A 12,550-nucleotide genomic window follows, 5' to 3' on the forward strand; every position below is an offset into this window, starting at 1 on the left:
AGAGGACGTAGCCATTAGATGATATTTTTATGACGATAAGGTTACACCTTTGGTATTAATCAACATACCAATATATACAAAAACATACACTCGCGAGTGCAAGTCCGAAGTGCACCACTCACTAAATTGGGCCGCTCTGCGTATTTTATTAAGGACGACTTCAGGAGTTTTATAACCAAGGCACTTCATCGGTCTCATTAATGGGGAAGTGGACAGAAGCATTGACTCTTTTCAGGTGTTTTCCAATTTCTCGATAACTGAAACCATCGCGTAAGTAGGCCTCTATTTGTTATCTTTGTCCTTCGATGAACTACTTGTAACTTATGGCAATACTTTTATTAGTTTGGCTACCATAGAATACAATCAACAGGCAATTGATCGCCTCATCACCGTTTAACCATGAGTGGTGCACTTATTATCTTAATTTGCGTAAGAACGATTTTCGCGAAATACATCAGGTTCATAGCTATTACAGATAATTAAAGGCCGAATATATGACAGCGACACTGTCCCTGTTATCTAGATGATAAACCTTGCAATACAGGAGAAGAGCATATATGAATTCTGGTGTGATTATGAAAGCAATTAATTTATTTTACCTCGTTTTGGAAAAACCCAAAAATTTAACAAAACAAAAGTTACTACAGGTGTGAAAAACACTATTCCTACTAATGCATACATAGGGTCTATTAAAATTACCTCATCAACCATAAAGACAAATGATGCATTTAAAACTAATCCAATTAGACTTGAACTTATAAATTTCGTAAATGATCCAAAGCTTGCTTCATTTTCCCTACCTGTGAACGTCCAATTCATTTGAAAATAATACGAAAAAAGTACAGCAACCAAGTAACCCGCCAAATTCGAAAATTGTGCTTCAATATTAAAAGAATACACACCTAAAGCATATACAAATGCATGGATTACTGTAGACATTAAACCAACAGATGCGAATTTTGACAGAGTTCCAACATCTCTAATTTTCATCAGAATCAAAACCAACCTTATCCATCACCAAGTATATTGGTCTCTTTTTGGATTCAATAAAAATCCTAGCCAAATATTCACCAATCACGCCAAGACATAAAAGAATTAGACCACTCATGAAGAGGAGTACAACCATTAAAGAGGCATAGCCAGGTGTATCGATTCCTAGAATGAGTGTCTTAAATATAAGATATATACCAAAAACGAAGGCCCCAAGCGCAACAGTTGCGCCTATATAGGACCATATTTTTAGTGGTAACGAAGTAAAAGAAATTATACCTTCAAGTGCTAATTTATATAACTTCCAATAGTTCCATTTTGTTTCACCAGCGGCTCTTGGTGCACGGACATAATCTACCACAGTCTCTTTAAAACCCAGACTCGCCAGTAATCCCTTCATAAAACGGGACTTTTCTCTATATTGCGACAGTGCAAAAACTACCTTTTTATCCATCAAACGAAAATCACCAACATTCGATGGAATATGGACATCTGAAACTTTATCAATTAACTTGTAGAACAAGCTTGATGTGCAACGTTTGAGAAACGAATCTGAACTTCTATCAACTCGCCTTGCCAAGACAACATCAAAACCTTCTTTCCATTTTTCGATTAGTTGAGGAATAATTTCTATCGGATCTTGTAAGTCACAATCTATAGGGATCGCTGCATCACCCGATACATGGTCTAAGCCAGCAGTAAGAGCAATTTCCTTTCCATAATTCTTCGACAAATTTACAATTTTAACTCGCGAATTCTTTTCTGATATTACTTTTAAAGACTCGTAAGTACTGTCAATACTGCCGTCGTTAACACAGATCACCTCGTAGTCATAATCAATGCGAGAGAAACACACCTCAACTGCATTAAAAAACATATCGATTACTTCAGACTCATTGTACATTGGAGCAACAAGAGAAATTTTTTCATTTACACTCATTAAAACCATCCGTAACTTTTGATTTTTTAAGATAAAGAACGTCTTCATTAAATTTAATAAAGCTAATATAGTGTTCGTCAATAAAGTTGGCTAACTTAAGATTGAATAACTCAGGGAGTGAAATATTTTCACTATTGATAATAAAGTCAGGCATATTTTTGTGTAAATCTCTTAGCAAAACACTAGCGATATAATGTTCAGCATCTCTTGAATCTCTTAAATTAACCGTGGTCGTGAAACGTGAAGCTGAGGGTAAATCCAGTTGGTTATAATAAAGCGGCTTATATGGCACAACATACATATAACTATTGGAACTAGATAAATATTCTATACATTGAACTATCGTATTTACTTCTCTTGATGGAATTTCATGAGACATTAATGCGGGAAAAACCGACCACTTGAAGTCTTTTAACGCTTGAAGACTTATTAGATACATTGAAGAAAAGAGAAAAAAAACTGATATTAGACGTAAATTTTTATTAAAAATAACATATCCTACGAGTGCAGATATAGATGCAAATGACAGCATAAAATAATGACCGTACAACCTCCCTCCTGCCACCACTCCCAAAACGTCGCTGAGTGCCCAACCGAAAATCAGAATAAACGTCGTTGTGTTTTCTCTAGCATTGCTACTTCTCCTGAACATCAGAATCAATGAGAAAGTAAATCCATAGACCAAAAACCAAACCATTAGTTTGGTAACTTCAACTCTTTCTTCTAATGTGACAAGAAATTCTGAGATACTCGATATGGAATTTACAGAATATTGAAATGGATAATAAAAAGAAACTCTTACTAATTCATAAAAATCTTCATGGGTAAAAAAAATGGCTATCCAGAAGCTTACAAAACCGACAAGAAAAACCAAAACAGAAAGCATTATTCCTTTTTTCCGCTTAAAAAATATAATCTCTATAAAAATATAAATCGGAATCACAAGGATAAGTGAAGCTCCGTTTAACTTGAAAAATGTGGAGATTGCTACACAAAAACCGGAAAAAAATCGAGAGCTTATTACAGTGAAATTTGTAAATAAGAATATTGACAAAACCATAAAAAAAACAACATATAATTCGGTTAGGTTACCTCCTTCATTATATTGGTGTAATGCAGATAGCATTGAAAAAAAATACACAGAGCAGTATGCACAAATTGTATTTGTACCGGATAACACTATTTTAAATAATAAGATCGATGTTATTATCAGTAGGAAAAACTCTGTTACTGCGTGGGGAGCAAAAGAATGCGGCGAAATGTAGTTTAAAGCTGCGTTTACGTAGAAAATTCCGGGAGGCTTAATGTCCCAAATATCTTTATAGATTTTATCGCCATTTAGCAGTCTTTCGCCGAAGTAGTCAAATAGCTGAGCGTCCGCATGCCCAGTGTTAACATAAGTATTCATTCTACCTATAGCAATAATCAGTGTAATTCCCAAGTAAAGAATGAACTTTGTGCGCTTTAAGTTTAATAAAGAACTAATATCTTGATTGAAATGTTCCTTAGCTATATTCATCGATTTCCACAATTTTTTAGTACAAAACAGCTTACAAACTGCTATTTTATTAGGCTATTCATAAAAGCAGAAGATCATTGAAATTTTATTAGAACGCCCACTTGACTTCTTCCAATGTTGCAAGAATAAACATGCTGTTTTGAACATTTGGTTTACGTTAATATATCCGGCTTCATTGTGAAGTTTTTGACTTCGAGCTTAGACGGCATTCGTTCTTATCATCCTTATCGTTAACAATACATACGCCCTATTGTTTTTCGGTATGTAGTTTTACTTGGTTGTCATTACACTATTATTTATTCTCCGATCCTTCAGTGTTTTTGGTTCTTTTTCTTCAAACCTCCATCACCGAATTTAAGCCTTTATGTTCAATAACTGATAGGGTGATTAAGAACCATGAAATTCAATTATTGGCATAGTTACCATTTCGATTCAAGCTTAACTTCTATTTTAGAATGTGCCTCCGCCTTCGTCATGACAATAGCGGAAGCAAGCGTTGATAGTCGTTTGTTTGTTAGTAATGGTAGCGTTTTTGATACCAGCTTTTTCACTGCAACGTATGAACGTATAGTCCTGCAAACTGCGTCTGTCCACACTATTTAAGCGATTACCAGCACACAGCAACAGATTTAAATGCTTTAAGTGACGACTTATAAGGTAGTGCCTGCCTTTACTAAGTAACCCAAATTCAAGATGTCGTTGCATATGCTCTAAGCAAAGCTCAACAATGTCGACAACTATAATAGAGCACACTTTTTTACCAGAATTAACCATGGACGTTATATCAGCCCATTTGCTCTTTGCACGAGCAATGAAACTTTGTAGCTTATTAGTGCGCAAGCTTTCACGATAATAAGAGCCTTCGCCACGTATATGAATACAAAACAGCCACACGTCTTTGATTTGCTTGGTTCTGAGAACTATTGCTTCGCCATCTGGGATATCGTGGCGTTCAATTATACCAATAGGATTGGATTTACGAGATTTAGCCATGCACTGCCTTTGGTACCTTTTGATGCGCAATAGCCAGCATAATTTGTTAATATGCAGTTTTGTAAAAAGTACAAAGCCTTGTATCACAAGGCTTTCAAGGTTTGACAGCTACAATTAATAAATTAAAAGCTTATATGCTTGGTGATTTATTCCCACTCAATTGTAGCAGGTGGCTTACCAGAAATGTCGTATACTACGCGGCTAATGCCGTCAATTTCATTGATAATGCGATTCGACACTTTACCTAGGAAGTCGTATGGCAAATGTGCCCAGTGAGCCGTCATAAAGTCGATAGTCTCAACTGCACGAAGGCTTACTACCCAGTCGTATTTGCGCGCATCACCCATTACGCCTACTGAGCGCACTGGAAGGAATACGGTAAACGCTTGGCTTACTTTTTGGTATAGGTCAGCTGCATATAGCTCTTCAATAAAGATAGCGTCAGCACGACGCAGTAAGTCGCAATATTCTTTCTTAATTTCACCCAGTACACGAACACCTAAGCCCGGACCAGGGAATGGATGACGGTAAAGCATGTCGTACGGTAAACCTAGCTCTAGGCCGATTTTGCGTACTTCGTCTTTAAAGAGTTCACGCAGTGGCTCAACAAGACCTAGCTCCATATCTTCCGGAAGGCCGCCAACGTTATGGTGCGACTTAATTACGTGCGCCTTACCGGTTGCTGAACCGGCTGACTCAATCACGTCTGGGTAGATAGTCCCCTGAGCTAGCCATTTAGCGTTCTCGAGCTTGCTCGCCTCTTCATCAAATACACGAACAAATTCATTACCGATAGCTTTACGCTTAAGCTCAGGGTCTTCAATGCCTTTCAAGCGGTCAAGGAAACGGCCTTCAGCATCGACACGGATAATGTTTAGGCCAAAATGGTCACCAAACATTTCCATAACCTGATCAGCTTCATTTAAACGAAGCAGGCCATTGTCCACAAACACACAAGTAAGTTTGTCACCTATCGCGCGGTGAAGCAGCATTGCTGTTACTGAAGAATCTACGCCGCCTGAAAGGCCAAGGATGACTTCTTCATCACCCACTTTCTCTTTTATACGCTCAATGGCATCGTCAATAATGGCGCCAGCTGTCCACAGTTTTTCACACTTACAGATGTCCATCACAAAGTGAGTTAATAAACGCATTCCTTGGCGAGTGTGAGTCACTTCAGGGTGAAACTGAACGCCATAGAATTGCTTCTCTGCGTTATACATTGCAGCATGTGGGCATGAAGCAGTTTGCGCGATGGTTTCAAAACCTTCAGGAATAGCAGCCACTTTATCGCCGTGGCTCATCCATACGTCAAGCAGCGCAGCACCGTTATCACCTATAGCATCTTCAATTTTATCTAGCAGCGGGCTTGGCTTAATCACTTCTACTTGTGCATAACCAAATTCACGCTTGTCAGAACCCAGTACGCCACCACCTAGCTGTTGTGCCATGGTTTGCATGCCATAGCACACGCCTAGCACTGGCACGCCGGCTTCAAATACGTACTCTGGCGCACGTGGTGAGCCTTCTTCGGTTACTGACTCTGGGCCACCTGACAGAATAATCCCTTGTGGATTAAACTCGCGGATTTGCTCTTCAGTTACATCCCAAGCCCAAAGCTCACAGTAAACGCCAATTTCGCGAACACGACGTGCTATCAACTGCGTGTATTGCGAGCCAAAATCCAAAATAAGTATGCGTTGGTCGTGGATATTTGTGGTCATGTTTTATTTTTACCCGTTAAATAAAAGAACAAAGGCTGGTGTAGTACCAGCCTCGCAGTCGTCGGTCGCCTTAACCTAAACGGTAGTTTGGCGCTTCTTTGGTAATGCTTACATCATGCACGTGACTCTCGCCCATTCCGGCTGAAGTTACGCGCACAAATTGAGCCTTGGTATTGAGCTCTTCAATGGTGGCGCAGCCCGTTAAGCCCATGGCTGAGCGCAAGCCGCCCATTTGCTGATGGATAATATTAGCAATTGGACCTTTGTACGCTACGCGACCTTCAATACCTTCCGGTACGAGTTTTTCTGCGTTATCAGAATCTTGGAAGTAACGGTCTGATGAACCGTGGCTTTGATCCATAGCGCCTAGTGAGCCCATGCCGCGATAAGACTTGTAGTAACGACCTTGGAAAAGTTCAACTTCCCCTGGCGCTTCTTCGGTACCCGCTAGCATGCTGCCAACCATCACGCAGCTTGCGCCAGCAGCTAATGCCTTAGCAATGTCACCAGAAAAACGAATACCGCCGTCAGCAATAACTGGGATATCTGTATCTTTTAATGCTTCTACTGCATCTGATACCGCTGTAATTTGAGGCACACCGCAACCGGTTACGATACGGGTAGTACAAATTGAACCAGGGCCAATACCCACTTTAACAGCATCTACGCCGGCATCGGCAAGTGCTTTCGCGCCATCGCCCGTGGCTACGTTACCCGCAATAATTTGTACATCTGGATAGTCTGCACGTACCTTTTTCACGCGATCAATAACGCCTTGTGAGTGACCGTGAGAGGTATCGATAAGTAGAACGTCAACGCCTGCATCTACAAGTAGTGCAATACGTTCGTCAGTACCTGGGCCAACGCTTACCGCAGCACCAACACGTAGGCGACCTAGCGAGTCTTTACACGCATTAGGCTTGTTTTCTGCTTTTTGGAAATCTTTAACGGTGATAAGGCCTGTAAGCTTGAACGCATCGTCAACAACAAGAATTTTTTCAATGCGGTGTTCATGCATTAAATCTAGCACTACGTCAGAGCTTGCACCTTCTTTAACAGTAACCAGATCATCCTTACCGGTCATCACGTTGCTAATAGGTAGCTCTAGGCGCTTTTCGAAGCGAAGATCACGACCTGTCACAATACCAATAAGATTATTGTCTTTATCTGTTACAGGGAAACCAGAGTAGCCAAGGCGTTTAGAAAGCGCGATAACTTCACCAATGGTCGCATTCTCTTCAACCGTTACCGGGTCAGATACCACACCACTTTCGTATTTCTTAACTTCACGTACGTGTTTGGCTTGCTCTTCGGGCTTCATGTTTTTATGAATGAAACCAATACCACCCTCTTGGGCTAGCGCAATGGCTAAACGGGCTTCAGAAACCGTGTCCATGGCAGCAGACACCATTGGAATATTTAACGTTACTCCACGCGTAAGGCGTGTTTGTAGGTTGGCTGTGTGAGGGAGGACGGTCGAGTGGCCGGGAACCAGCAACACATCGTCGAACGTCAGGGCTTCTTGGATGATACGTAGCATGCAACAACACCTATTCAGTTGAGGGTTAATTGCGGCGCAATTGTAGTGTTTTTTAGTTTTCAGGTAAACTCTAAATGTATTAAACCCAGTGATTTTTTTTATGTTTACAAATTCGCCATCTACGTCTCGACAAATTTTAACAGTTACCAAGCTAAATCGCTTAGCCAGAACCGTACTGGAAGGCGAAATTGGCCTTATTTGGCTATCGGCTGAAATATCCAACTTTGTGGCAGCCGCCTCAGGGCATTGGTATTTCACGCTGAAAGACAACAAAGCCCAAGTTCGCGCGGCCATGTTCAAGGGTTCAAACCGCAATGTTCGCATTCGCCCTAAAGAAGGCGACAAAATTTTAGTGCGAGCGTCGGTTGGCCTTTACGAAGCACGCGGCGACTATCAACTGGTCGTTGAGCATATGGAAAGCGATGGTGAAGGTGCGCTTAAGCAAGCGTTCGAAGCCTTAAAGTTCAAACTCAACAATGACGGCTTGTTCGATACTGCTAACAAGCGTGCGCTACCTGAACGTATTAACCGCATCGGCGTAATAACCTCATCAAGTGGCGCTGCGCTTCACGATGTATTGAGTGTATTAAAACGAAGAAGCCCGCAAACTGAAGTCGTTGTTTACCCTTCAATGGTTCAGGGTGAAACGGCACCACTACAGCTTATAAACGCACTGAGAACGGCTAACAGGCGGGCCGAAGTCGATGTACTTTTACTTACACGAGGCGGTGGTTCATTAGAAGACTTATGGTGTTTTAATGATGAGAGCCTAGCAAGAGAAGTTGCCGCCAGTTCCCTACCCATTGTTAGCGCCGTAGGGCACGAAGTAGATTTTACCATTAGTGACTTTGTAGCGGATGTGCGTGCCCCCACCCCTTCTGCTGCAGCCGAGATCTTAAGCCAAGACTCGACAGCTCTTAATCAAACCTTGCGTCAGCAAAAACAACGCTTAGCACGCGCAATACATCAATATCTTCAAGCTAGCAAACAGCAACTCGTTTTAAAGAAACAGCGGTTAAACGCTTTGCACCCACAGAGCCGTATACAGTCGCAGTGGCAAACGTTAGACCGGCTACAGCTGCGGTTGACCCATAAAATGCAAAGTGATTTAGCAAAAGCAGAAAAGCAACTGCATACGCTAGCGTCTAGATTAAACCATCAATCACCGTCGGCAAAGGTAGCGCGTGCAAAAGATAAACTTAACTACGCGAATACCAAGCTTATTACAGGTATAAATGCACTTATTAAAGGTAAGAAAAGTGAACTTGGCAATAAAGTAGGTCTCTTACAATCCGTAAGTCCTCTTTCAACACTAGCCCGTGGTTACAGCATTACGCTTACCGAAAAAGCAGCGATAAATAGCGTGGAAAAAGTTGAAATAGGTGATGAAATAAAAACACGAGTGACTGACGGTGAAATAACCAGTACAGTGACGAACATTCAGCGGCAATAGGCGGCTTTTAATATTATGCCCGTTAGTGCAAAAATCTTTTCATTTTACGCTTTTCAGCTGCGGGCTCGTGTGTTGTTTTGCAAACTATTTCAAGGCGTTGCTAAGCCAGTATCTACGCTGCCTATTTGCTTATTTATAGCAGTCTATTTTTCTAATCACGCTTGGGCAGCTTCAGTCAACCAAGGCGTTGCTGTTTTCTCTACCTACCCAAGCGAAGATTTACTTGAAACCTGCAATGAACAGCGAGAAACAAATAGCCTCAGACCTAATTTCGTAAGCGACAGCACTTTATGCCAAGAAGATGCTATTTCTCCAGAGAATTTCATCAAAGAACTCATTGAATCCGGGAAGTTTGACAATCTTTTACCCTATACAGAGGGAAATGACTACGAACTGCTTATCGCTAATGTGGGTGCTGCGCTGGGTGTGCACAAACAAAATGCGAAACAATTTGCGGAATTTACGCTACAATGGCGGGGCATTGAAATTGATTCTTCGGCGTTTGAAATCACAGTAGAAAACAGTGATACAAATTTAAATGAGAAACAAGATACTGAGAATAATGCACGTTTGCTGGTATCTCGCTGGTTTGAACACGTAAAGCATAAACAAATATTTACCAGCGAGTTCTTGTTTGATGCCCTTGAAGCAAGTAATTATAGCTCGGCGATGCAAGTTCCGGAAACCGTCGGTGACTTTACTAAACTAGACACACAGCTTTTTTCAGACCCATTTAGCGGTGCAATTACTCGTTATATACACCCAAACTTCGAAGACGCTTTGGTCGACGTGACGGTCTACCCATTTTTGGCGCAGCTTTCTTCAGAGGAAAGCGAACTATTGCCACAGGAATTAGAAAGCGACTTAAAGAAAGCATCAGCTACAGCAGAATTACAGCACTTAATTCTATCTGAAGTCAGTCCAGCTTCTCCTTATGCAGTAAACGATAAGCTTTCTGGCTGGAGACTGGGTTTAAGTGCAAATTCAGAAACATCACCAACAATCTTCGCAACTACCTATGTATTCAGACAACAAGACAAGATAGTTAAAGTGTCTACCACCTTCCCTCCTGATTTCTCAGACACTATCGTCAATCAGCTCATCGTTAAGGTTGAAGTACCGCGAGAATCTGAAATGATGAAAAAGGTTCGAACCCTGCTTTTGGAAGGTCAGCGCTAGGCTTTTTTCACTCTGTTACGTTTAGTAAACGATAAATTCCGTTTTGGTCTTTTTTCTATTTCACTATTAAGGATATAGACTTTTTGCTGTTCCTGAGGTTTGTATCTGTCAAACCAGTTGTATATTTGATTTTTTTGAAGTGGTGCGGAGCTTTTAAATAACTTTTCTACTGACAAAATGACGTCCAAATACAATTAATTACAGTGCGTTTTCCCTAAATCGAATTGCAAATCATTGCAAAAATGACTCCAACACCTACCAACGAAAGAAAACTTCGTTTTTAAAGGGGCGAAGCGTTGTTATGAGAGAAGAAGTGGGACGTTGAATAGTAAAGGACAGCGTAAAGTCTACAACTAAATTGTAATTATGACTTAGCTAAAGGGAGAGGAAGAGAGAATCAAGACGCTATTTCAATTGAACGAGAAATAGCGCCTAAATTTTTAGAGGTGCTTGTGAGGTTTACTTTTTGTCTTTGTAGTAAGACATCATACGGCGGCGTTTGCGTTGCTGCGCCAATGTCAGGTTAGCTTTTTTACCTTCAAACGGATTATTCCCCTCCCTGAACTCTATTTTGATAGGCGTGCCCATAATCTCTAGCGCTCTTCTGAAATAATTCATTAAGAAACGTTTGTAAGAGCTTGGCAAGTCATCAACCTGATTGCCGTGAATAACAATAACAGGCGGGTTATAGCCACCTGCATGAGCATACTTCATTTTCACCCGACGACCGCGCACCAACGGTGGCTGATGGTCGTCCTGTGCCATTTCCATAATTTGAGTAAGCAACGCAGTGTTGATCCGCTTAGTCGCACTCATATAGGCTTCTTGCACAGATTCGAATAGGTTGCCCACACCCGAGCCATGAAGCGCCGAAATAAAATGAATACGGGCAAAGTCGACAAAGCCCAAGCGGCGGTCCATTTCACGCTTTATATCGTCTTTTACGTCTGTGCTAAGCCCATCCCACTTATTTACAGCAACAACTAGCGAGCGCCCTGAATTCAAAACAAAACCCAGTAAGCTTAAATCTTGATCAGTAATACCTTCTCTGGCATCGATGACTAATAACACCACGTTTGCTTCTTCAATTGCTTGAAGGGTTTTTACAATAGAAAACTTCTCTACGGCTTCACTAATCTTTCTGCGCTTTCTTACGCCTGCAGTGTCTATAAGGATGTATTCACGCTCGTCCCTTTCCATAGGGATATAAACGCTATCACGGGTTGTACCCGGCATGTCATACACAACAACTCGCTCTTCACCTAAGATGCGGTTTGTTAGTGTTGATTTACCTACGTTTGGCTTTCCTACAATAGCTAGCTTAATAGGCAAGTCTTGCAAACGCTGACGCTGAGCTTCGGCATCTTCTTCTTCCTCTGGCTCTTCGTCGACGATTTCCATGTCTGGAAAATCGGCTTCCAGTGGCTTCAGCGCGTCCTGTAGTAACTGGCTAACGCCACGGCCATGGGCCGCTGCAATTTGCTTTATCTCGCCTAAACCTAAAGAGTAAAATTCTGCGCTTTCACTATCGCCGTCGATACCGTCAACTTTGTTCGCTACAACAAACACTTTTTTGTTTATACGTCTTAGGTGATCAGCAATGCCTTGGTCCGCCGGTAACATACCTGCTCTTGCATCGACTAAAAAAAGCACCACATCAGCCTCTTCAATAGCGAGTAAAGACTGCTGTGCCATTTCAGCATCAATACCTTCTTCATCACCTGTAATACCGCCGGTATCAACAACAATGAACTGGCGCTTTTCAAACTTCGCTTGGCCGTATTTACGGTCGCGAGTTAACCCAGGGTAGTCTGCAACAAGTGCATCACGGGTATTAGTAAGGCGATTAAACAAGGTTGATTTGCCAACATTAGGGCGGCCAACCAAAGCAACAACGGGTAACATTTATCAGATCCTAAGGGTCATGAAAGCTAAAAAAGCACAAGCCACATCCACCATGTAATCAAGCAACGTTTGGGAAGTTTATGCTCTAACGATTAAGAATTTGTGATGAGGCTTTTAAGAATGGGCGCATTATACCTTGTTCACTACCTAATACCAATCCGCATAGATAATTGCCCACTCAGCGAGAATTAAAATGTTCGTAATCGCGGCGTGTTACCGCAGGTATAGTGGTTCTACATCAAAGTAAAGATGTTCATGCCAAACTACGAATAAAATAATAAATAAAAAGGGCGTTTTAGGTCACACC

General features: G+C 41.4%; 9 protein-coding genes. 2 read left to right on the forward strand and 7 right to left on the reverse strand.

The window, feature by feature from the left end; translation table 11 throughout:
- Nucleotides 1–585: 585 nt before the first annotated feature.
- The 6 genes from ACXAFM_RS03000 to guaB form a co-directional block, all read right to left on the reverse strand.
- Nucleotides 586–990, reverse strand: coding sequence for a GtrA family protein (locus tag ACXAFM_RS03000; RefSeq protein ID WP_474826746.1), 405 nt, complete (start codon nt 988–990; stop codon nt 586–588).
- Nucleotides 980–1,930: a glycosyltransferase family 2 protein gene (locus ACXAFM_RS03005; RefSeq protein ID WP_474826748.1), complete on the reverse strand. Its 951-nt coding sequence runs from the start codon at nt 1,928–1,930 to the stop codon at nt 980–982. The genes ACXAFM_RS03000 and ACXAFM_RS03005 overlap by 11 nt, the downstream gene beginning before the upstream one ends.
- Complete coding sequence (locus ACXAFM_RS03010; protein WP_474826750.1) at nt 1,917–3,449, reverse strand: hypothetical protein; 1,533 nt, start codon at nt 3,447–3,449, stop codon at nt 1,917–1,919. Before ACXAFM_RS03010 ends, ACXAFM_RS03005 begins: the two co-directional genes overlap by 14 nt.
- A gap of 450 nt (nt 3,450–3,899) precedes the next feature.
- Complete coding sequence (locus ACXAFM_RS03015) at nt 3,900–4,442, reverse strand: hypothetical protein (RefSeq protein ID WP_474826752.1); 543 nt, start codon at nt 4,440–4,442, stop codon at nt 3,900–3,902.
- A gap of 146 nt (nt 4,443–4,588) precedes the next feature.
- Entirely contained in the window at nt 4,589–6,166 is a 1,578-nt protein-coding gene (gene guaA, locus ACXAFM_RS03020) for a glutamine-hydrolyzing GMP synthase (RefSeq protein ID WP_474826754.1), read from the reverse strand.
- 70 nt (nt 6,167–6,236) lie between these two features.
- Nucleotides 6,237–7,706 carry an IMP dehydrogenase gene (guaB, locus tag ACXAFM_RS03025; protein ID WP_474833213.1) on the reverse strand — a complete coding sequence of 490 codons (1,470 nt, stop codon included), beginning with the start codon at nt 7,704–7,706 and terminating at the stop codon, nt 6,237–6,239.
- 100 nt (nt 7,707–7,806) lie between these two features.
- Between guaB and xseA the strand changes: the two genes are divergently transcribed.
- Together xseA and ACXAFM_RS03035 are read left to right on the forward strand one after the other, a co-directional pair.
- Nucleotides 7,807–9,159: an exodeoxyribonuclease VII large subunit gene (xseA, locus tag ACXAFM_RS03030; RefSeq protein ID WP_474833216.1), complete on the forward strand. Its 1,353-nt coding sequence runs from the start codon at nt 7,807–7,809 to the stop codon at nt 9,157–9,159.
- Between the two features lie 15 nt (nt 9,160–9,174).
- A complete protein-coding gene (locus ACXAFM_RS03035; RefSeq protein ID WP_474833218.1) occupies nt 9,175–10,338 on the forward strand; it encodes a hypothetical protein in 1,164 nt (387 codons plus the stop codon).
- Nucleotides 10,339–10,797: 459 nt separating this feature from the next.
- Here ACXAFM_RS03035 and der read toward each other — a convergent pair whose 3' ends face one another.
- The gene (der, locus tag ACXAFM_RS03040) at nt 10,798–12,243 is read right to left on the reverse strand and encodes a ribosome biogenesis GTPase Der (protein ID WP_474833221.1); all 1,446 of its coding nucleotides are present in this window, start codon (nt 12,241–12,243) and stop codon (nt 10,798–10,800) included.
- Between the last annotated feature and the right edge of the window lie 307 nt (nt 12,244–12,550).

This window comes from Alteromonas sp. ABD4_190, assembly GCF_056160105.1.